The organism is Agromyces agglutinans, from assembly GCF_009647605.1.
Classification (GTDB): Bacteria; Actinomycetota; Actinomycetes; order Actinomycetales; family Microbacteriaceae; genus Agromyces; species Agromyces agglutinans.
In genome coordinates this window covers 136093-156110 of the sequence record NZ_WJIF01000006.1, presented here as the reverse complement: position 1 = coordinate 156110, position 20018 = coordinate 136093, and the positions used below count along the sequence as shown (strand labels likewise).

At 70.5% G+C, this 20018-nt stretch carries 21 protein-coding genes; 7 read left to right on the top strand and 14 right to left on the bottom strand.

Annotation, left to right across the window (positions count from 1 at the left end):
• Positions 1–22: 22 nt before the first annotated feature.
• Genes rfbA through GE115_RS11820 form a run of 3 tightly spaced genes read right to left on the bottom strand, consistent with a single transcriptional unit; the run spans position 23 to position 2465 of the window.
• Positions 23–892 carry a glucose-1-phosphate thymidylyltransferase RfbA gene (rfbA, locus tag GE115_RS11830; protein WP_153684992.1) on the bottom strand — a complete coding sequence of 290 codons (870 nt, stop codon included), beginning with the start codon at positions 890–892 and terminating at the stop codon, positions 23–25.
• Positions 893–895: 3 nt separating this feature from the next.
• Entirely contained in the window at positions 896–1504 is a 609-nt protein-coding gene (locus tag GE115_RS11825; RefSeq protein ID WP_312855113.1) for a dTDP-4-dehydrorhamnose 3,5-epimerase family protein, read from the bottom strand.
• A gap of 40 nt (positions 1505–1544) precedes the next feature.
• The gene (locus GE115_RS11820) at positions 1545–2465 is read right to left on the bottom strand and encodes a class I SAM-dependent methyltransferase (protein ID WP_153684990.1); all 921 of its coding nucleotides are present in this window, start codon (positions 2463–2465) and stop codon (positions 1545–1547) included.
• Between the two features lie 127 nt (positions 2466–2592).
• On the opposite strand from GE115_RS11820, the gene rfbB reads away from it, so the two are divergent.
• On the top strand, positions 2593–3588 hold the full coding sequence (gene rfbB, locus GE115_RS11815) for a dTDP-glucose 4,6-dehydratase (RefSeq protein WP_153684989.1): 996 nt from the start codon (positions 2593–2595) through the stop codon (positions 3586–3588).
• 2 nt (positions 3589–3590) lie between these two features.
• Positions 3591–4442 (top strand): dTDP-4-dehydrorhamnose reductase, encoded by an 852-nt coding sequence (gene rfbD / locus GE115_RS11810; RefSeq protein ID WP_312855112.1) that lies wholly within the window; start codon positions 3591–3593, stop codon positions 4440–4442.
• Positions 4443–4458: 16 nt separating this feature from the next.
• Here rfbD and GE115_RS11805 read toward each other — a convergent pair whose 3' ends face one another.
• Positions 4459–5970 carry a glycosyltransferase family 2 protein gene (locus tag GE115_RS11805; protein ID WP_153684987.1) on the bottom strand — a complete coding sequence of 504 codons (1512 nt, stop codon included), beginning with the start codon at positions 5968–5970 and terminating at the stop codon, positions 4459–4461.
• Positions 5967–6350, bottom strand: coding sequence for a hypothetical protein (locus tag GE115_RS18370; RefSeq protein ID WP_172979872.1), 384 nt, complete (start codon positions 6348–6350; stop codon positions 5967–5969). Before GE115_RS18370 ends, GE115_RS11805 begins: the two co-directional genes overlap by 4 nt.
• On the opposite strand from GE115_RS18370, the gene GE115_RS11795 reads away from it, so the two are divergent.
• Together GE115_RS11795 and GE115_RS11790 are read left to right on the top strand one after the other, a co-directional pair.
• Positions 6337–7245 (top strand): glycosyltransferase, encoded by a 909-nt coding sequence (locus tag GE115_RS11795; RefSeq protein WP_172979870.1) that lies wholly within the window; start codon positions 6337–6339, stop codon positions 7243–7245. The two genes, GE115_RS18370 and GE115_RS11795, sit on opposite strands and share 14 nt — an antisense overlap.
• A 58-nt stretch (positions 7246–7303) precedes the next feature.
• Positions 7304–8440: a glycosyltransferase gene (locus GE115_RS11790; protein ID WP_312855111.1), complete on the top strand. Its 1137-nt coding sequence runs from the start codon at positions 7304–7306 to the stop codon at positions 8438–8440.
• Positions 8441–8522: 82 nt separating this feature from the next.
• On the opposite strand, the gene GE115_RS11785 is transcribed toward GE115_RS11790, so the two are convergent.
• The 3 genes from GE115_RS11785 to GE115_RS11775 all read right to left on the bottom strand — a co-directional run bounded on the left by GE115_RS11785 (position 8523) and on the right by GE115_RS11775 (position 11663).
• Positions 8523–9887: an LCP family protein gene (locus GE115_RS11785; protein WP_153684984.1), complete on the bottom strand. Its 1365-nt coding sequence runs from the start codon at positions 9885–9887 to the stop codon at positions 8523–8525.
• Entirely contained in the window at positions 9884–10351 is a 468-nt protein-coding gene (gene purE, locus GE115_RS11780) for a 5-(carboxyamino)imidazole ribonucleotide mutase (protein WP_153685069.1), read from the bottom strand. Before purE ends, GE115_RS11785 begins: the two co-directional genes overlap by 4 nt.
• Before the next feature lie 127 nt (positions 10352–10478).
• Complete coding sequence (locus GE115_RS11775; protein ID WP_312855123.1) at positions 10479–11663, bottom strand: 5-(carboxyamino)imidazole ribonucleotide synthase; 1185 nt, start codon at positions 11661–11663, stop codon at positions 10479–10481.
• A gap of 48 nt (positions 11664–11711) precedes the next feature.
• Between GE115_RS11775 and GE115_RS11770 the strand changes: the two genes are divergently transcribed.
• On the top strand, positions 11712–12341 hold the full coding sequence (locus GE115_RS11770) for a GtrA family protein (protein ID WP_312855110.1): 630 nt from the start codon (positions 11712–11714) through the stop codon (positions 12339–12341).
• On the opposite strand, the gene GE115_RS11765 is transcribed toward GE115_RS11770, so the two are convergent.
• From GE115_RS11765 to GE115_RS11755, 3 genes are all read right to left on the bottom strand, one after another.
• Entirely contained in the window at positions 12308–13147 is an 840-nt protein-coding gene (locus GE115_RS11765) for a DarT ssDNA thymidine ADP-ribosyltransferase family protein (RefSeq protein WP_153684983.1), read from the bottom strand. The genes GE115_RS11770 and GE115_RS11765 overlap by 34 nt on opposite strands.
• Before the next feature lie 101 nt (positions 13148–13248).
• Entirely contained in the window at positions 13249–13752 is a 504-nt protein-coding gene (locus tag GE115_RS11760) for a PH domain-containing protein (protein WP_312855109.1), read from the bottom strand.
• 115 nt (positions 13753–13867) lie between these two features.
• Positions 13868–14722, bottom strand: a complete 855-nt coding sequence (locus GE115_RS11755; protein WP_153684981.1) for a biotin--[acetyl-CoA-carboxylase] ligase — start codon at positions 14720–14722, stop codon at positions 13868–13870.
• A gap of 104 nt (positions 14723–14826) precedes the next feature.
• Between GE115_RS11755 and GE115_RS11750 the strand changes: the two genes are divergently transcribed.
• Together GE115_RS11750 and GE115_RS11745 are read left to right on the top strand one after the other, a co-directional pair.
• A complete protein-coding gene (locus GE115_RS11750; RefSeq protein WP_312855108.1) occupies positions 14827–16428 on the top strand; it encodes an acyl-CoA carboxylase subunit beta in 1602 nt (533 codons plus the stop codon).
• A gap of 8 nt (positions 16429–16436) precedes the next feature.
• Entirely contained in the window at positions 16437–16658 is a 222-nt protein-coding gene (locus GE115_RS11745; protein WP_153684980.1) for an acyl-CoA carboxylase epsilon subunit, read from the top strand.
• Positions 16659–17093: 435 nt separating this feature from the next.
• Here GE115_RS11745 and GE115_RS11740 read toward each other — a convergent pair whose 3' ends face one another.
• Genes GE115_RS11740 through GE115_RS11730 form a run of 3 tightly spaced genes read right to left on the bottom strand, consistent with a single transcriptional unit; the run spans position 17094 to position 20003 of the window.
• On the bottom strand, positions 17094–18083 hold the full coding sequence (locus GE115_RS11740) for a DUF8320 family protein (protein WP_312855107.1): 990 nt from the start codon (positions 18081–18083) through the stop codon (positions 17094–17096).
• Positions 18080–19315 carry a sensor histidine kinase gene (locus GE115_RS11735; RefSeq protein ID WP_153684979.1) on the bottom strand — a complete coding sequence of 412 codons (1236 nt, stop codon included), beginning with the start codon at positions 19313–19315 and terminating at the stop codon, positions 18080–18082. Before GE115_RS11735 ends, GE115_RS11740 begins: the two co-directional genes overlap by 4 nt.
• Entirely contained in the window at positions 19302–20003 is a 702-nt protein-coding gene (locus GE115_RS11730; RefSeq protein WP_153684978.1) for a response regulator transcription factor, read from the bottom strand. The genes GE115_RS11735 and GE115_RS11730 overlap by 14 nt, the downstream gene beginning before the upstream one ends.
• Positions 20004–20018 lie beyond the last annotated feature (15 nt).

Below are 20018 nucleotides of genomic sequence, written 5' to 3'. Positions count from 1 at the left end.
GAGCGCCTCACTGCCGAGCGCCTCAGCGCAGCGGACCCACCAACCGTTGCAGGTACGACCCGTAGCCGCTCTTCAGCAGCGGTTGCGCCAGCTGCACGAGCTGGTCGTCTTCGAGCCATCCGGCTCGCCAGGCGATCTCCTCGATGCATCCGATCTTGAACCCCTGGCGATCCTCGATGACGCGCACGTAATCGGACGCCTGCATCATGGATTCGAAGGTTCCGGTGTCCAACCAAGCCGTTCCACGATCGAGCACCTGCACGCGCAGCTTGCCCTGCTGGAGATACCGTTCGTTGACGGTGCTGATCTCGAGCTCGCCCCGGTCGCTCGGCTCGATCGTCTTCGCGATCTCGACGACATCGTTGTCGTAGAAGTACAGGCCCGGCACGGCGAAGTTGCTCTTCGGTGCCGCTGGCTTCTCTTCGATCGAGATCGCGCGCCCCTCGGCGTCGAACTCCACGACGCCGTACGCCGTGGGATCGCTGACTTGGTAGGCGAAGATCAGCGCGCCGTCGATCTCGGTGTTGCTGCGGAGTGCGGAGCCCAAGCCCGTGCCGTGGAAGATGTTGTCACCGAGCACCAGTGCCACGCTGTCATCGCCGATGAACTCCTCGCCGATGATGAAGGCCTGCGCGAGGCCGTCGGGCGACGGCTGGACCGCGTACTGGAGATCGATGCCGAGGTGCGACCCGTCGCCCAGCAGCGCCTTGAACTGCTCGTTGTACTCGGGCGTGGTGATGATGAGGATCTCACGAATGCCCGCCATCATGAGCGTCGACAGCGGATAGTAGATCATCGGCTTGTCGTAGATCGGCATCAGCTGCTTCGAGATGCCCTTGGTGATCGGCCAGAGTCGCGTGCCGGAACCACCGGCGAGGATGATGCCGCGCATGGATCAGCGCCCTTCGTCGAGTGCGGAGTAGAACGTGCGAGCGGCCTCCCACGTCGGGAGAAGACCGGATGCAGCGGCCTCGGCCAGGCTCGGTGCCGCCGTGTCCTTCGGCGACAGCAGGAGCTCGTCGGCAGCGATGCCGAAGTCGAGCCCGATCTCGGGGTCGAGCGGGTTCACCCCGTGCTCGCGTTCGGCGTTGAACGGGGACGTCACGAGATAGCTGACCGTTGCGTCATCCGTGAGCGCGACGAAGCAGTGTCCGAGACCTTCGGCGATGTAGATGGCTCGCCGGTCGACGTCGTCGAGCAGAACCGAGTCCCATTCGCCGAACGTCGGTGAGCCGACGCGGATGTCGATCACGAAGTCGAGCACCGACCCATGCGTCGCGGTGACGTACTTCGCCTGGCTCGGCGGGATGTCGGCGAAGTGGATACCGCGGACCACACCGCGCTTGGAAACCGACGTGTTCGCCTGTGCCAGCTCGAGCCGGTGGCCGACGGCCTCTTCGAGCCGGTCGAAGCGATACCACTCGAGGAACACGCCGCGGTCGTCGCCGAATTGCTTGGGCGTGAGCTCGTAGCTGTCGGGGATCTTCAGTTCGCGGATCTGCACGGACACCAAGCCTACCGGCGATGGGCGGCGTTCGAGCTCGTCATCCGCGCCGCTGCAGCCTGGTTCCGAGGCTACGGAGCGGACGAGTCACGCGCCAACTCGTGCTCGAGCGGATCTCCGCGACCTCGCGGTCCCGCTCCGCGATCTTGTGCTCGAGGTCCGCGGTCCGCCCCTGAAGCATCGCGACCACCTCATGAAGCGAGTCGACCTCGGCCGGCTTCGCCTCCAACCAGGCGAGCCGTTCGATTCGTCGACCGAGCTCCTCGAAGTCGCGTCGGATCGCGGCCGCGGTCTCGTCGTCGGCGGCGAACAGGTCGGCGATCGCTCCGGAGCGCGGCTCCCCCACCGAGAGCACCCCGAGCCCGTGGCTGTGCGCGAAGGCGAACGATGGATACTTCGTGCTGAGTTCCTCCCAGAGGCGCCAGACGCCGAACCCGTTCTCAGTCTCGGCGATGTCGTGGAAGAGGATGACGCCCCCGTCGCGGACCGTGCTCCGCCACTGCTCGTAGTCCTCGGAGACGTCGTCGTAGCTGTGCCTGCCGTCGATGTGGAGCAGGTCGACCGAGTCGTCGGCGACGAGGGTTCGCGTCTCGCTGAACCAGCCCCGCATGAGCGTGACGAGCTCGGGATACTCCCGCTGCGCGACGTCCGCCACGGAGGCGTACACCTCCTCGCCGTAGAACCCGGCCTGGTCATCGCCTTCCCAGCTGTCGAGCGCGCGGATCGCGGTCGTCGACCCGAGCCGTTTCGCCGCTTGCGCGAAGACGAAGCAGGAGAACCCGTAGTGGGTGCCGAGTTCGACGACACCCCGCGGGCGCAACGCATCCATCAACCAGAACGCGAACGGGGCGTGTCCCAGCCACGCGGACGTCACGATCCGTTCGGGCTGCCAGTACGCGGTCGGCGACAGCCAGAACGGCGGGGCAGCCGTCCGCACGTCTCGGTCCAGACTCGTGGACATTCGATCCTGCTTCCTTGCTCGGGTCGTGTCAGCCTACTGATCCCTGAGCCGATCGGATAGGAGCAGAGGCCTCCCAGCCGGGCATCGATAGACTCATTCGGCTATGCACCGACAGGAGACCTCAGGCATGCACATTCTCGTGACCGGCGGCGCCGGCTTCATCGGTTCGAACTTCGTGCACTACGTGCTCGCGAACACCGACCACTCGGTGACCGTCCTCGACAAGTTGACCTACGCCGGCAACCTCGCGTCGCTCGACGGCCTGCCCGAGGACCGGTTCCGGTTCGTGAAGGGCGACATCGCGGATGCCGGGCTCGTCGACGGCCTCGTCGCCGAGCACGACGCGGTCGTGCACTACGCCGCCGAAAGCCACAACGACAACTCCCTCTCAGACCCGCGGCCGTTCCTCGAGACGAACATCATCGGCACCTACACGCTGATCGAGGCCGCACGTCGCCACGGAACGCGTTTCCACCACATCTCCACCGATGAGGTCTACGGCGACCTCGAACTCGACGATCCGGCGCGCTTCACCGAGCAGACCCCGTACAACCCGTCGAGCCCCTATTCCTCGACGAAGGCCGGCAGCGACCTCCTCGTGCGCGCCTGGGTGCGTTCATTCGGCCTCCAGGCCACGATCTCGAACTGCTCGAACAACTACGGCCCGTACCAGCACGTCGAGAAGTTCATCCCTCGTCAGATCACGAATGTGCTGCGCGGCGAGCGCCCCAAGCTCTACGGCACGGGCGAGAACGTCCGCGACTGGATCCACGCGAACGACCACTCCTCGGCCGTCCTGACCATCCTCGAGAAGGGCGTCATCGGCGAGACCTACCTCATCGGCGCCGACGGAGAGAAGAACAACAAGGACGTCGTCGAGCTCATCCTGACGCAGCTCGGTCAGCCGGCCGACGCCTACGACCACGTGAACGACCGCCCCGGCCACGACCTCCGGTACGCGATCGATTCCACCAAGCTGCGCACCGAGCTCGGCTGGACGCCGCAGTTCTCCGATTTCGAGGCGGGCCTCGCCGACACGATCGCCTGGTACCGCGAGCACGAGGCGTGGTGGGCTCCGCAGAAGGATGCCACCGAAGCCCGCTACCTCGCCCAGGGGCAGTGACCGTGACGCGGTACCTCGTCACCGGCGCGGCCGGACTGCTCGGCCGTGACGTGCAGGGGGCGCTCGCCGGCCGGGAGGTCACCGCCCTCGGGCGCGGCGACCTCGACGTCACGGATGCCTCCGCCGTCGGCGACGCGGTCGCCGGCCACGATGTGGTGATCAACTGTGCGGCATACACCAAGGTCGACGATGCCGAGGCCCACGAAGCCGACGCCTACGCGATCAACGCCACGGGCACCGCGAACCTCGCGGTGGCAGCCGCGCAGCACGACGCGAAACTCGTCACGGTCTCGACCGACTACGTCTTCGACGGATTCGCGACCGAGCCGTACGCCGAGGACCGCCCGCGCGACCCGATCAACGCCTACGGCCGCACGAAGGCCGCCGGCGAGGAATTCGCGCTCGCGGCCCACGCCGAAGGCACCTACATCGTCCGCACAGCGTGGCTCTATGGCGCGCACGGGCCGAACTTCGCCGCGACCATGCTGAAGCTGGCCGATTCCAAGGACACGTGGTCGGTCGTCGACGACCAGGTCGGTCAGCCGACCTGGACCGCCGACCTCGCCGACCAGATCGTCGCCCTGGTCGAATCGGATGCTCCGGCCGGGGTCTATCACGGCACGAACAGCGGGCAGGCGACCTGGTTCGAATTCGCGCGCGCGGTGCTCGAGGAGGCGGGTCTCGATCCCGAGCGCGTCACCCCGGCCGACAGCGCCGCCTTCGTACGTCCCGCAGCTCGTCCGGCGTACTCGGTGCTCGGGCATGGCGCCTGGGCCGCCGTCGGCATGGACCCCATGCGTGATTGGCGCGAGGCCCTCCGGGCCGCGTTCGAAGCGGGCGCGCTGCCCCGGTGACGTGCCGGGAGCTCGGTCAGAGCATCCGCGAGTAGAGTTCCACCTGCATCCGTCGCTTCCAGCGCGCCTGCAGCGTCTCGAGGTCGGTGGGCAGGATCCGCGGATCCCGCGTCTTCGACTCGAAGTGATAGAGCCGCGCCCACGGCGTGAACACTGCCGAGCGGCCCGTCTGCCGCACCTTCATGTTCAGGTCGACATCGTTGTAGTTGCCGGGAAGCTCGAGGGTGAAGCCTCCCACCTCCAAGTAGAGGTCACGGGCGATCATGGCGCAGGCGGCCGTCACCCCGGACACCTCGTGATCGGTGATCATGGACTTGATCGAGTCGTCGCGCCCGCCGACCCAACCGAACGCGGCGTGACCGGCAACCCCTCCGGTGTACACCTGGCCGGCGTGCTGGATGGTGCTGTCCTCGAAATACAACTGCGAGCCGACGATGCCGACGCCACGCTGCTGGGCGAGCCCGAGCATCGTCTCGATCCAGTCGTCGGTGACGACCTCGACGTCGTCGTTCAGGAGGAGGAGGTACTCGCCGGAGGCCATGACGGCACCGCGATTCATCTTGGCGCTGAAGTTGAACGGCGCGTCCCAGAGCACCAGACGCAGACGGTCGCCGCACAGTTCGCGCAGTTCCCGGATCACCGAGTCGGGGGTGACGTCGTCGGCCACCACGACGAACTCGAGGTTGCTATAGCTCGAACGCTCCACGATGCCGCGGATCGCCTCCACGACGAGGACGCGATGCCGTCCCGCGATCTCTGCAGCGCCTCCCCGCGTCGGGATGACGATCGACACGAGCGGCTCGCCGGAGATCTCGTACCTCACGCGCCGAACGAACGGCTCGACCTCCTCGATGGTGGCGCCGACGCCGACGCGCTCGAGCGCCGAGCGGACCACCCGCTCCTGGGCGAGCGCGGTTTCGGCGAAGTCCTTGCGTGCGAGTTCTTCGGTCGAGAGCACCAACGGCAGCAATCCGAAGGCCCATCCGGCCTCGTCGAGCCGGAGCGCGATGTCGAGAACATGCGCCCGCTCGGCCTCGACGCGGAAGCCTCCGATGGCGCGTAGGGCGGCCGTACGGACCACGACGATCGGCCCGAGGTAGTCGTTGCTCCGGAGGCGGATGGGGGATGCCGCCGGCCGCAGCAGCGGGATCCCCGAGGGCGTCACCGAGTCGCCGTATGCGAGGCCGAGCGAGGGGTTCCGGTCGAGGAAGCCGACGGCCGAGTGCACGACGTCGGGCGTGACCGTTCCCCAGCGGACGATGAACACCGTGTCGGCGCTCATCTCACCCAGTCGTGCGTCGAGTGCAGCCGCGGCATCCGACATCGTCTCGATGCCGGCGCCCGCGGCGAGGGAGCTCAGCTCGTCGCGCACGTCCGACCCTGATCCGAGTAGCAGTCGGATCGCGCTGCCGGGAACGCCCGCTGCCCGCACCGACGCGATCGACGCCTCCACCGAGTCGAACGGGGTTCCCGCGGTTTCGATCCAGACTTCGATGCGTGCGGCCAGCTCCGCGTCGATCGCGCTCAACGCAGCACTCGCCGCTTGATCACACGCAAGGCGCGCATGGGCAGCATCACGACCCGCCCGACCTTCCACGTCGTCGACGACTGGAGCGCTGCGAGATTCGATTCGACGGCCACGGCTTCGCTCGGGCCGGAGATGGACTCCCGGCGAAGCTCCTTGACCTGCTCCTCGAGCCCGATGATCCGATCGGTGAAGGCGAGCCGTTCCTCCGCGAGCAGCTGCTCGCGAGTCGGACGCACGTCGCGGGCATCATCTGGCCACGTGGATTTCAGGTCGGAAGGCACCGGTGTTCGTTCCTCTCGGCGGCGGTCGTAAACTAGCCTAATGCCCGCGCCGAGCCGTCCCCGTGAGCGTCCGACTCGACCGGTGATGGCGCGGGTCATCGCCATCGTCCCGACGTATCACCCCGACGACGACGTGCAGGAGCGTCTCGCGAAGCTGGCAGCGCAAGTCGAGCGCGTCATCGTCGTCGACGACGGTTCGGGCGCGGCGGCCGATGCAGTCCTGGGCCGCATCTCGGACGACGGGCACATCGTCGTCCGCCTCGATCGCAATCGCGGCATCGCGGGCGCTCTCAACGAGGGCGTCCGCATGGCGCTGGATCAGGGTGCCGACTTCGTGGTGAACCTCGATCAGGACACCGTGCTGCCGCTCGAGTACGTCGCAACGGCCCTCGCCGTCTTCGAATCCGCCAACCCCGTCACCAATATCGGCATCGTCTGCGTGGACCGGGTCAACGGCGCTCCCGCCCTGCCGACCTGGACCTCCCCCGAAGGCTTCGGCCTCGTTCCCGAGGCGATCCAGACGGGCTTTGTCATCAGCCGTGAGTGCCTCGAGACGGCCGGAATGTTCGACGAAGGGCTGGTCATCGACACGGTAGACACCGAGTACTGCCTGCGCGTCCGCGACCACGGTTTCCGCATCGCGATCGCGCGTGGAACCGACATCCGCCACGCCATCGGCAGGCGGGCCGAGCTGCGACCCTTCGGCATCCCGATGCGGCATCCGGACGGCCGCATCGCGACGTACCAGTACCACTCGCCGTTCCGGCGCTACTACATCGCCCGGAACAACATCGACCTGATCTTCCGCAACGCACGCAAGCGGCCACGATGGGTACTGGCCGTCGCGAAGCGCGAGACCGGCGGCATGATCACCTCGATCGTGAGCGGTCCCCAGCGCCTGGCGCAACTGCTCGCCATCTCGGTCGGTACCTTCCACGGGCTCATCCGTCGACGCGGGATGATCCCGGCCTGGCTGCGGCGTCTCATCACCTGACCTCCGGCACCCCCCGATAGGGTGACATTCGTCCCCGCCCGTGCAGTCGAGGAGCCACGTGACCACCACCCTGCGCTTCATCGTCGACCAGCTCGTCGCGCCCGTGGCCGGTCCGCTCGGGCGATACACCGCCGACCTCGGGCGGGCCCTGATCGCAACCGCGCCGGCCGGCTGCGAGGTCGCGGGCATCGTGTCGTCGTCGCCCGAGCCCGACTACGAGCGGATCCGGCAGGAACTCCCCGGCTTGAGCGACCTGTACAAGACGTCCCTGGCCCGGCGCGAACTCGCCGCAGCGTGGCAGCTGGGCATCACGACCTCGCCGGGTGGCGGATTCATCCATGCACCGGGCTTGTTCGCTCCCCTGCGCAAGCACCGACGCGAGAACGGCGACCAGGTCGTGGTGACCGTGCACGACCTGCTCGCGTGGAGCCATCCCGAGGCGATGACCGGGGCATCCGTCTCGTGGCAGAAGGCGATGCTGAAGCGCGCGCAGAAGCACGCCGACGCGATCGTCGTGCCGACCCATGCACTCGCCGAGCGGCTCGCGTTGGTCGGCGACTTCGGCGACCGGGTGCGGGTCATCCCGACCGCGGCGCGTTCGGGTCTGCATGTCGGGCGCGACGCGCCCGAGCGGATCGCGAGGCTCGGACTGCCGACGGAGTACCTCGTGGTGCCCGGCACCCTCGAGCCGCGCAAGGGTCTCGTCGACGTGCTCGCGGCGCTCGGTCGGCCCGGCATGCCCGAAGTGCCGGCGGTCGTGAGCGGCCCCGACAGCTGGGGTGAGCAGCATCTCGCGACCGTCGCCGAGGAGTACGGCATCGCGGCGAATCGCGTGCAGCACTTCGACGACCTCGAACCCGCCGACCTCGCGGTCGTCCTCGCCGGCGCGCTCGCGTTCGTGGCGCCGAGCCACGACGAGGGGTCGGCGACGTCGCTGATCGAGGCGTTCAGCGTGGGCGCGCCGGTCATCCACTCCGACATCCCGGCGTACGCCGAGGTGGCGTCGGGTGCGGGGGTCGCGGTCCCGATCGGGAACGCCGGCGACTACGCCGACGCGCTCGCGGCGGCGATCGCGCACGTCGTCCGCGACCGCGAGTTCGCCGGACGCCTGCGCATCGCCGGCGAGGACCGCGCACGGGCGTTCACCTGGCGCGACTCCGCCGAGCGCACCTGGCAGCTGCACGCCGACCTCTGACGAGGCATCCGCCCGCAGACGAGCCAGCCCAACCGCGAGGCACCCGCCGCCGACCGAGCAACCGACCCAGCGAGAGCGCAGCCTACTCCGCCGGCTCCTCCGTCGGCGGCACGACCGCCTGCTGCACGAGCTGCCGGGCGTACTCGTAGTCGGGATCCTCGGGGTCGAACCCGTTGTCGGGCACGAGCTCGACGTCGACGACGGGGAGCTCCTTCGTCTTGCCGGCGAGGTTCACGAAGTAGCCCAGCGACGACTGCGGGATGTCCGTCTTCACGACCTGCGCGCCCGCTGCGGCGATCTCCTGGAACTTCGAGAGCACGTTCGCGGCATTGAACTGCGCGAGCACGGCTTCCTGGATCTGCAGCTGGCGGGCCATCCGGTCGTAGTCGCTGGTCCCATGCCGCGACCGGGCGTACCAGAGCGCGTGGTATCCGTCGAGATGCTGCTCCCCCGCGGGAATCCACTCGGCGACCGTCGTGAACGTCTCGTCGGCGTGGATCGGCACGTCTTCGGGAACGGTGATCGTGACCCCGCCGAGCGCGTCGATGAGCTGCTGGAAGCCCGCCATGTCGATGAGCGCGTAGTACTGGATGTCGAGGCCGGTGATGCCCTCCGCGGCATCCCGCATCGCCTCGATGCCCGGTTCGCTGCCGTCCGCGACGGCGTCCGGGTACATCTCGGGGCTCTTCAGCTCGACCTCGGTGTAGATCGAGTTCAGCATGCACACGTCGACCTCGCAGCCGTCGATGGAGCCGTAGCCCTCGGGGTACACCGCGTACAGCGGCGAATCCTCGGGGAACGGCACGTCCTCCATGTTGCGAGGCAGCCCGATCGTCACCGCCTGTCCGGTGTCGGCGTCGATGCTCATGACACGGATGCTGTCGGGCCGGAGGCCGTCGCGGTCGGGACCGGCGTCGCCACCGAGCAGGAGGATGTTGTACCGCCCGTTCGCGTCGGGCGGGGCGCTCGGCCCGGTCACGAAGACCGACGAGAGGAATCCGCTCGCCGTCACGGCGAAGTACGCGCCGTAGGCCGCGCCGCCCGACAGGGCGACCATCAGGATCGTCGTGAGGCCGGCGATCCAGCCGCGGGCCGAGGGGGTCGTGCGGACCAGCCGCACGAGGCGCAGGGTGTCGAACGTCAGCACGACCCACAGCACGGCGTAGAACGCCATCACCGCGGCCACCAGCCAGAGCGACCAGGCCTGCGAGACGGCGGTGTACAGCGTCGCGGGCCACACGATCCACACGACCAGCGCGACCACGAGCAGCGTCCACAGCACGAGCGTCGCACCGAGGCCGAACCGGCCGAGCCTGCGATTGCCGGCGAGCACCTGCGGGGCGCCGGGGATCAGGAAGTTCAGCACGACGAGCCACCACGCGCGCCGCGTCATGAGCGGTCGCGAGGTCTGGTCCGGGTACCGGATCGGGCTGGCGGCGAGAGTCATCGCGACTGCTTCAGCCGTTCGTTCTTCTCTTCGACGAGCGCCGCGAGGTCGTCGGCGTAGCGCGCGAGCGCCTCGGCGATCGCGGGGTCGGACGCCCCGAGGATGCGCGCGGCGATGAGGCCGGCGTTGCGTGCCCCGCCGATCGAGACGGTCGCGACGGGGATGCCCGCGGGCATCTGCACGATCGAGAGCAGCGAGTCGAGGCCGTCGAGCCGCGCGAGCGGCACGGGGACGCCGACGACGGGCAGGGTCGTGACCGAGGCGAGCATGCCCGGCAGGTGCGCGGCGCCGCCGGCACCGGCGATGATGACGCGAAGACCGCGCCCGGCGGCCTGCTTGCCGTAGGCGATCATCTTGTCGGGCGTGCGGTGGGCCGAGACGACCTCCACCTCGTGCGCGATGCCGAATTGCTCGAGCAGTTCGGATGCCTCGCGCATGACGTTCCAGTCGGAATCGGAGCCCATCACGACGCCGACGAGCGGGGTCTGGTTCGTCTCAGTCACTCGATGAAGTGTACGGCCGACCGCTGGGAGAATTCCGGAACGCCACTCGGATGCTGCCGTCCTCGCCCGGTCGCCGCGGCGGCATCCTTCAGTCCTGGAACACCGCCGCCGCCGCGCGCGCCTCGTAGACGACCTCGTCGAGGTCGTCGCCGACGGCGGTGACGTGACCGACCTTGCGACCGGGCCGGGGCGCCTTGCCGTAGTTGTGCAGCTTGACGGTCGGGTGCCCCTCGAGGGCGGCCGGGTAGCGTTCGGCGAGCGTGCCCACCTCGGGGCCGCCGAGGATGTTGACCATGACCGACCATTCGGCGTGCGTGCCGGTGCCGCCGAGCGGCAGGTCGAGCACGGCACGCAGGTGCTGCTCGAACTGCCCGGTGGTGGCGCCGTCCATCGACCAGTGGCCCGAGTTGTGGGGGCGCATCGCGAGTTCGTTGACGAGCACGCGGTCGTCGGAGGTCTCGAACAGCTCGACGGCGAGCACGCCGGTGACGTCGAGCCCCTCGGCGACCGCCATGGCGATGTCGCAGGCGACGTCGGCGACGCGGCCCGCGGAGTGCGGCGCCGGGGCGATGACCTCACTGCAGACGCCGCCGACCTGGAGGGTCTCGACGAGGGGCCACGCCGCGATCTCGCCGCTCGGGCGGCGCGCCACCAACTGCGCGAGCTCGCGCCGGAAGTCGACGAGTTCCTCGACGAGCAGCGCGCCGGGCCGGCCGTCTTCGGCGATGGTCGCGAACCACTCGGCGACCTCGGCAGCCGAACGCACGACGCGCACGCCCTTGCCGTCGTATCCGCCGCGTGGCGTCTTCACGACCGCGGCGCCGCCGTGCTCGGCGATGAAGGCGTCGAGCCCGTCCGCGTCCTCGACGCGCGCCCAGTCGGGCACGGGCAGGCCGAGCTCGGAGAGGCGCTCGCGCATGACGAGCTTGTCCTGGGCCACCGCGAGCGCGTGCGGACCCGGTCGCACGGGCACGCCGGCGTCGACGAGCGCGGCGAGCACGTCCTGCGGCACGTGCTCGTGGTCGAAGGTCACCACGTCGACGCCTCGCGCGAAGTCGAGCACGGTCGCGGCATCCGTGTAGTCGCCGACGCGCTCGGCCGCGATCGCGGCCGACATGCCGTCGGTCTCGGCGAGCACGCGCAGGTCGACGCCGAGTTCGATGGCCGCGGGGATCATCATCCTGGCCAGCTGTCCGCCGCCGATCACTCCGACTCGCACCCGTTCGCCCTGCTTCCGTTCCGAGGTCCGCCCGCCGTTCGGGCAGGGCGCGATCGCGCCGGATCCAGTCTAGGCGGCGGTCGTCGCGGCTATCATTGCCCGGTGACCCAGCAGACGGATGCCTCGCCGGGCCGGTTCGCGGGCCTCCTCCGCCGCGCGTGGGACGGACTGCTCGCGTACGCGCTGAAGTTCGGCGTCGTCGGACTCGTGGGTCTCGTGATCGATGTCGCCCTCTTCAACGCGTTGCGACTCGGGGCGTTCGGCGCCGACGGCTGGGCGCAGTCGGCGATCGGTGCGAAGACGATCTCGACGAGCGTGGCGATCGTCTGCAACTGGATCGGCAACCGGTACTGGACGTTCCGCAAGCACCGCCGCCGCAACTACCTCGGCGAGTTCGCCGAGTACGTCGTCGTCTCGCTCGGCGGGATGGCGATCTCGCTGCTGTGCCTGTGGATCAGCCACCACGTCCTGGGGTTCACGAGCCTGCTCGCCGACAACCTCGCGTCGAACGTGATCGGGCTCGCGCTCGGCACGGTGTTCCGGTTCCTGCTCTACCGCTACTGGGTGTTCGGCCACCACCGCGCCGACGGGCTCTCGAATACGGCGCGCGTCGAGGAGGCCCAGCGAACGCTGTTCGAACAGCCCGGTACGGATGCCACGCCGCGGCGCGGCACCCGGCCCGGGTCGGGCGAGACGCCTCAGACCGGCGTCGGCAGGAACCAGGGCGGGTAGACCGCGACGCGCGTCTTCACGCCGACGGCGGCGATCGCCGCGCGCACCCGGTCGCGCACGCGGTCGTTCGCGACGGCGATGACCTGGATGCGCTCGAGCGGCACCTCGTCGCGGACGAGGAACTCGGCGGCGGTGAGGCCCTCGTCGTCGAGGGAGAGCCGGCGGAGCATGCGCTCGACGTCCGTCCACCCGATCGCGGCCTCGGCACCGGGCAGCGCGGGGTCGGCAGTGGAGACGACGACCTGGCCGTCGACGGCGGCGCGGGCGCCGACTGCCTGGCCCGCGGAGCTGACGAGCAGCACGAAGTCGGCGGCGACGCGCGGCTCGCCGTCGTCGCCCGGCGTGATCCTGGGGTCGGGCTCGCCGTCGCGCACGGCCGCCCATAGGTGCGCCTCGGTGCTCAGGAAGAACGGTACGTAGGCGGCGATCGGCGCGCCCTCGCGGAAGGATGCCTCCCGGCGGAAGGCGCGAGCGGCCGGAGCCGCGACGTCGACGACCGGGGTCGCCGGCGTGGCGCCCGCGTCGGCGAGGATCGCACCCGCGCCGAGGATCCGGGCGAGGTTGTCGAGGTGCGTCGCGTGGTAGACGCGCATCGTGCCCGCGTCGATCGGCGGCTCGGTGAGGGCGCGCGAGCCCTTCGCGGCGGGCGCTCGCGTGGCCCGCGCAGCGGTGCGCGCGACCGACTCACCCGCCGGGCGCGTCGACCGGCGCGGCGCGATCGGCTGCCCATCGGCTCCCTCGGGCTGCTTCGGCGGGAAGCAGATGGCACACAGGCCGTCGTCGAAACCGTGGATGCACTCGTCCAAGTCGAACCTCTCTCGCAGCAGCGCCCGGGGTCCGCGCATGCCGCCCGACCACTGTACGCGCTCCCGCGGCCGGCCACGCACGACAGAAGACGCCCGGCTCGCTAGCGAGTGCCCCAGACGACCGTGTCGCCCTCGCCGATGGACTGCTCGGCGCGGCGATGCTCGGCGATGATCGACTGCGTGCTGCCCATCAGTTCGTTGAGCGCCGCCTGCACCATCGCGGGCCGCGGCACGTCGCGAAGCACGAAGGGGCGGTCGTGTCCGGTGTTGATGCGCACGTCGCCGGAGCCGAACATCCGCTGGCCGGGGGTCTGCCGCACGGTCAGGTCGTAGCCGCGGGTGAGCAGCAGTTCGCGGCGGACGCGCACGAAGACCCCGGATCGCTCGATGATCCGTCGCGTGGTCACGGTCGTGCGCCTCGTGAGCCACGCGAGGAACGGCAGCAGGCAGCCGAGCAGCACGATCAGCAGCGCGGCCGACGCGACCGCCACGCGCTGCCACAGATCGGGGAACCACGCGACCGCGTAAGCCGTGCCGCCCGCGACGGCGATGAACAGCAGCGCGGGCAGGATGAGCACGCGACCGTGCCGGCGCAGGCGTGCCACGACGCGCTCGGCGGCCGGCCCGGCGCCGGACGCCGGGGCAGGCGCAGCCGCTCCGTGGGGCTGCGCCGGGTTCGACGCAACCCGATCGGCGGCCGGGGCAGGACTCATACGCCCATTAATAGCGCAGGTGCGTGACATCCCCGGCCGCGACAGCCTGCGGCTCGTCATTCGCGCGATCGCGCACGATGAGCCGGCCGTCGCGGTCGATCCGCTCGGCAGTCCCGACGAGCAGCCGGTCGCCCGGAAGCTCGACGCGCACCTCGGAGCCGATCGTGCCGCAGAGCGACGCGACCCGGTCGGCGATGCCGGCGGCCGCCGCATCGCCCCCCGCCGCCGCGAACACGGCGACCATCTCGAGCAGCCGTCGCAGGTAGTCGGCGAGCACCGCGTCGGCGTCGGGGCGTCGACCGGTCGCGAGCAGCAACGAGGTCGACGTGAGCGTGGGCAGGTCGTGCTCGTCGAGGGTGAGGTTCAGGCCGGCACCGACGATCACGGCGCCGCGGTCGGGCAGCAGCTCGCAGAGGATGCCGCAGACCTTGAAGCCCGATACGAGCACGTCGTTCGGCCACTTGAGCGTCACCTCGAGCCCGCCCGAGGCGTCGACCTCGCCTTCGTCGACGGCGTCGCCGACCTCGGATGCCGCGGCGACGGCGCCCCGCACGGCCTCGGTCATGGCGGCTCCCGCGATGAGCGGCAGCCACCCGAACGACTCGACCGGCAATGCGACGCCGCCAGGGCCGTCGGGTCGCAGCACGAGCGAGATCGCGAGGGTCTTGCCGGTCGGCGCGAGCCACGTGCGTCCGAGCCGCCCGCGGCCGGCGGTCTGGTCGTCGGTGAAGATCACCGAGCCGTGCGGCCAGTCCGCGGCCTCAGCGGTCTCGATCGCCCGGCGCAGCTCGTCGTTCGTCGAACCCGCCTGCTCGAGGAACTCCAGCCTCGGCACCACCTCGGCCGACCGCTCCCATTCCATGCCGCTCCTCCCGCGCCCGTGTCGGATTCAGGCTAGTGTCCGTGCGGGATTTGTCGGAAACCGTCAACGAAGTGCGCATATCGGGCGCCGGTAGAGTGAAGCGCGTGACCGAACCGACCCTCGACGGCCCCGACCTCTCCACGACCGCAGGCAAGCTCGCCGACCTCAAGCAGCGCTACCACGAAGCCGTGACGGCGTCTGGCGAGGCCGCGATCGAGAAGCAGCACGCCAAGGGCAAGATGACCGCCCGCGAGCGCATCGCCGAACTGCTCGACCCGGGTTCGTTCGTCGAGCTCGACGAGTTCGTGCGCCACCGCACGCACGCCTTCGGCATGGACGCCAAGCGCCCGTACGGCGACGCGGTGGTGACCGGCACGGGCACGATCCACGGCCGCCAGGTCGCGGTGTACTCGCAGGACTTCACCATCTTCGGCGGCTCGCTGGGCGAGGTCGCCGGCGAGAAGATCATCAAGGTCATGGAGCTCGCGCTGAAGACCGGCGTGCCGATCATCGGCATCCTCGACTCGGGCGGCGCCCGCATTCAGGAGGGGGTCGTCGCGCTCGGCAAGTACGGCGAGATCTTCCGCCGCAACACCGCGGCATCCGGCGTCATCCCGCAGATCTCGATCGTCTGCGGGCCCGCAGCCGGCGGCGCCGTGTACTCCCCCGCGCTCACCGACTTCGTGATCATGGTCGACAAGACCAGCCAGATGTTCGTCACCGGACCCGACGTCATCAAGACGGTCACCGGCGAGGACGTGGGCATGGAGGAGCTCGGCGGCGCGCTCACGCACAACGCCGTCTCCGGCGTCGCGCACTACCTCGCGAGCGACGAGTCGGACGCGCTCGACTATGCGCGCACGTTGATCTCGTTCCTGCCCGACAACAACCTCTCCGAGCCGCCGGTCTACGACGCCGAACCCGAGCTGGAGATCACCGACGACGACCGCCGACTCGACCACGTCATCCCCGACTCGACGAACCAGCCGTACGACATGCGCACGGTCATCGAGGGCATCGTCGACGCCGCCGACTTCCTCGAGGTCCAGCCGCTGTTCGCGCCGAACATCGTCATCGGCTTCGCGAGGGTCGAGGGCCGGTCGGTCGGCATCATCGCGAACCAGCCGAGCCAGATGGCGGGCACGCTCAACATCGCGGCGGGCGAGAAGGCCGCGCGGTTCGTGCGCTTCTGCGACGCATTCGGCATCCCGATCCTGACCCTCGTCGACGTGCCCGGCTACTTGCCCGGCACCGACCAGGAGTGGACCGGCGTCATCCGCCGCGGCGCCAAGCTGCTGTACGCGTACGCCGAGGCGACCGTGCCGCTCGTGACGGTGATCACGCGCAAGGCCTACGGCGGGGCGTACATCGTCATGGGGTCCAAGCAGCTCGGAGCCGACATCAACCTCGCGTGGCCCACCGCCGAGATCGCGGTGATGGGCGGCCAGGGTGCCGTGAACATCCTCTACCGGGGCGAGATCAAGCGCGCCGAGGAGGCCGGCGAAGACGTCGCCGCGGTGCGCACGCAGCTCGCGAACGAGTACACGTACAACGTGGCATCCCCGTTCCTCGCCGCTGAGCGCGGCGAGCTCGACGGCGTCATCGAACCGGCCGCCACGCGCGTCTCGGTCGTGAAGGCGCTGCGGATGCTCCGGACCAAGCGCGCGAGCCTGCCTCCCAAGAAGCACGGGAACATCCCGCTGTAGGGGCTGCCATGACCGACGAACCGCAGTTCCCCGACATCCGATTCCTCACCCCGGTGGACGCCGAGGAGGCGGCCGCGACGACCGCGGTGCTCGCCGCGGCGATTGCGGCGGCGCCCGCGGTGACCGAGGCCGCACCGTCGCGCGACGATCGGCGCTGGGTGCGCGCCGGCGGCGCGATCCGGATGCCCCTCACCGCGGGGCCCGGACGCTGGAACAGCCTCGGCCGCTGACCCGGCGCGACCGCCCGCGGTCCGCTGCCGGTCCCCCGTCTGTCCCCCGAAATGACGACTGGTCGAGGCTTCGCAAGTCCCCCAATATGGGTATAGCGACTCCTCCAAGAGGACCGCTCGCGGAGCCGGATGGGTAACCGGCCCGCTGAACAAGGGGCGAGTCAGGGCGATATTCGGGTTGTCGCCGTGACTCGGGCTTGATGAGGGCCGGTCGTATCGACCGGCCCTCTCTCCGTTCCCGGGCGGATCTCCGCGGCCCGGGCGACAGTTCGGCGCTGCCGTCCGTTCAATCCCGGAGGATCTCCAACCACAACTCGACCTCGGCGTCCTCCGGGTCGGCGGTCTCCGCGCTCGCGCCCTCGGGCACCGCGAGTCCGACGACCGTNCCCGGGCGGATCTCCGCGGCCCGGGCGACAGTTCGGCGCTGCCGTCCGTTCAATCCCGGAGGATCTCCAACCACAACTCGACCTCGGCGTCCTCCGGGTCGGCGGTCTCCGCGCTCGCGCCCTCGGGCACCGCGACCGAGGACCGCGCCGAGGCGGCCCGCGCGATGATGCGGTCGGCCTGCGAACCCGAGATCGACTCCGCGAGCCGGGTCAGCACGCGATCGCGGGTGGCCTCGTCGAGGTCGTCGATGCCGCCCTCGTCGAGCAGGGTCACGATGACCCCGCGCTCGCGCGCGCGCTTGACCTCGGCGCGGACCGCGTCGTTCAGCAGCATCCGCCCGCGGATCTCGTCGCGGATCGCCGCCTCGAGCATGCGGCACTCGCGCCGCTGGGCGTCGGTGAGCACGCCGTCGAGATCGGCGATGCGCCGCAGCATGGGGGCTGCGATCCGATTCGTCTGGGCCAGGCGCATGCGACCCTCGAACAGGTGCGCGTCCTGCGCCGCCTGCCAGGCGGCCGCCTCCCGCTCGGCCTGCGCGTACCGCCGCGCCTCGCGCGCCGCCGCGGCCAGGGCGACGGTGAGCATGTGCGCGATGGCCACCCACACGATGCTGCCGACCACTCCGAGCGTGCCGAGTGCCGGGAAGCCGGCCCAGATCACGGTCTGCGCGGCGAGGCACGCGACGCCGAGCCACGCGGCCACGAGCTGTCGGCGCGCCGCGGTGATCGTCATCAGGGTGCCGGTGGCCGCGACGTACCAGGTGGCGTAGCCGTTGTCGGCGGCGGGGTCGAGCTGCCCCGTCACCGCGAGGGGCATCGTGATGGCCACGGCGAGGTTGATGGCCGCCATCCAGTCGGGCATGCGCACGCGCTGCGACGGCCACAGGCTGATGACGGTCGCGACGGCGTACAGCACGAGCGCGACGACGCTCGGCCAGGGACCTGCGGGCACGTCGAGCGCCGTGAGCCCCAGCAGCACGTGGTAGGTGGAGAAGAGGGCCCCGAGCAGGAGCAGGAGCCACCGCGGGACGGAGATCACGAGGTCTCCCCCAACGCGTCGGCGGGCCAGGCGACGACCACGGTCGTGCCCCGGCCCGGCGCGGAGTCGATCCGGGCACGGCCTCCGGCGTTCGCCATGCGCTCCTCGATCGACACCCGGAGGCCCAGGCGCTCCTGCGGTACGTGCGCGGGGTCGAAGCCGGCGCCGTTGTCGGAGACCTCGATCACGCAGCCGCCCGCCCGCACGCCCCGGATGCGCACCTCGCGACGGGTCGGCCGCCCGGGTTCGTCGGCGTGCTGCGCGGAGTTCACCATCGCCTGGACCGCCGCGGTGTAGAGGGCGTCGACCGCCTCGACGGGTACGTCGACGCCGCCTGCGTTCACGACTCGCACGGCGAACGGCGTGGTCAGCGTGGTCATGGCCGCGCGCAGGCGCCGCACCAGCACCGTCAGCGCCACGCGCTCGAGCGATCGCGGCCCGGTCGCGCCGGCCTCGTCGAGCCGGCGCACCGCCTCGCGCGCCATCCGCCCCGCGAGCTGCTGCTCCTCGCGGGTGTCGGCGGCGGCGGCCGAGAGCAGGGTGGTGAGCACGGAGTCGTGCACGAGCGCGTCGATCTTCACCCGCTCGATCTCGTTGGCGTGCTGGCGGGCGGCGAGGTCGTACTGGCGGAGGGCGGCCTCCTGCGCCTGGTCGACGGCCTCCGACGCCTGGCGCAGCATCGTGATGATCACGAGCACGACGACGCCGAGGATGAGCGCGTAGATCGCGTCGCGCGCCGCCGACCAGGGCCCGACATCGCCCCCGGCGGTCGTCGCACGGATCACCCAGTACAGCAGCGGCAGGGCCAGGGTGTACGCGATCGCACCACCCACGGGCAACGCGATGACCGCCGCCGTCGTCGCGATGGTGGCGAGGTAGTACAGCCAGGGCGCCGAGCCGTCGAGCGCGGCTGGATCGTCGACGAGCGCGGGCCACGCGGCGAGCGCGAGGGCGTACACCACGGCGTAGGTTGCCGCGGCGACCCGCACGCCGAGCCGCGCGAGCACCGCGAGCAGCACGCCGACCGCACCGCCGTAGAGCACCGCCATGAGCGCGTAGCCGGCGCCGTCGACGAGCGCGGGCGCCTGGTCGAGCGCCATGGGCACCGTCTGCGCCGCGAAGACGAGCCCGAAGACGCCGAGCGCACGCGCGGCCACGAGCTCGACCTGGGCGCGGGTGACCGCGCGGCGTCGTGGGCCCGGGCGCTGGACCCGCCACTCAGGCGCGGGCATCTCCGGCGTCGCCGTCGAGGCCCGGGAGGATGCCGTCTTCGACCGCGCGACGCAGCAGGTCGACCTTCGTGGGGGCGGGACGTCCGACCTCGACGTACTTGGCGCGGATGCGGTCCAGGTACTCGCGAGCGGTCGAGTGCGCGATGCCGAGCTGCAGCGCGACGAGCTTCAGCGGGAGTCCGGACGCGTAGAGGTGGAGCACGTCGCGCTCGCGCCGGCCGAGCTGCGCCTTCGCGAAGTCGCTGTCGGCGTCGATCGCGCTGGCCCACTCGACATTCGTGAGGAGCTCCCCGCTCGCGACCGTCGCGATCGCGTTGATGACGACCGACATGGGCGAGGACTTCGGGATGACGCCCGCCGCGCCCGCGGCGAGCGCCTCGCGCACGGCGGCGACCCGGTCGGCGATGCTGTGCACGAGCACGGCGCTGCCGGTCGCAAGCACGGCCCGCACGTTCTCGGTCACGCTCGTGCCGTCGCCCAGCGAGAGGTCGAGCACGACGACGTCGCACCGCCCGTCGCCGAGCACCTGCAGGAGTTCGGCCACGCCGGCCGTCTCGGCGACCACGCGGTAACCGGCGTCCTGGCAGGCCGCGCGCAGCCCGAGCCGCACCGCCTCGTGGTCGTCGACGATCGCCACCGTCGCCGGCTGCGGAGCGCCGGATGCCCCTGCTGCGCGGTCGTCTGCCAACGCGGCCCCCTTCCC

Excerpts from the sequence above, each read along its gene's own strand:
- rfbA (WP_153684992.1), bottom strand. The coding sequence starts at position 892 with ATGCGCGGCATCATCCTCGCCGGTGGTTCCGGCACGCGACTCTGGCCG.
- GE115_RS11820 (WP_153684990.1), bottom strand. The coding sequence starts at position 2,465 with ATGTCCACGAGTCTGGACCGAGACGTGCGGACGGCTGCCCCGCCGTTC.
- rfbB (WP_153684989.1), top strand. The coding sequence starts at position 2,593 with ATGCACATTCTCGTGACCGGCGGCGCCGGCTTCATCGGTTCGAACTTC.
- GE115_RS11795 (WP_172979870.1), top strand. The coding sequence starts at position 6,337 with ATGGCGCGGGTCATCGCCATCGTCCCGACGTATCACCCCGACGACGAC.
- GE115_RS18370 (WP_172979872.1), bottom strand. The coding sequence starts at position 6,350 with ATGACCCGCGCCATCACCGGTCGAGTCGGACGCTCACGGGGACGGCTC.
- GE115_RS11785 (WP_153684984.1), bottom strand. The coding sequence starts at position 9,887 with ATGACTCTCGCCGCCAGCCCGATCCGGTACCCGGACCAGACCTCGCGA.
- purE (WP_153685069.1), bottom strand. The coding sequence starts at position 10,351 with ATGGGCTCCGATTCCGACTGGAACGTCATGCGCGAGGCATCCGAACTG.
- GE115_RS11755 (WP_153684981.1), bottom strand. The coding sequence starts at position 14,722 with ATGGAATGGGAGCGGTCGGCCGAGGTGGTGCCGAGGCTGGAGTTCCTC.
- GE115_RS11745 (WP_153684980.1), top strand. The coding sequence starts at position 16,437 with ATGACCGACGAACCGCAGTTCCCCGACATCCGATTCCTCACCCCGGTG.
- GE115_RS11735 (WP_153684979.1), bottom strand. The coding sequence starts at position 19,315 with ATGCCCGCGCCTGAGTGGCGGGTCCAGCGCCCGGGCCCACGACGCCGC.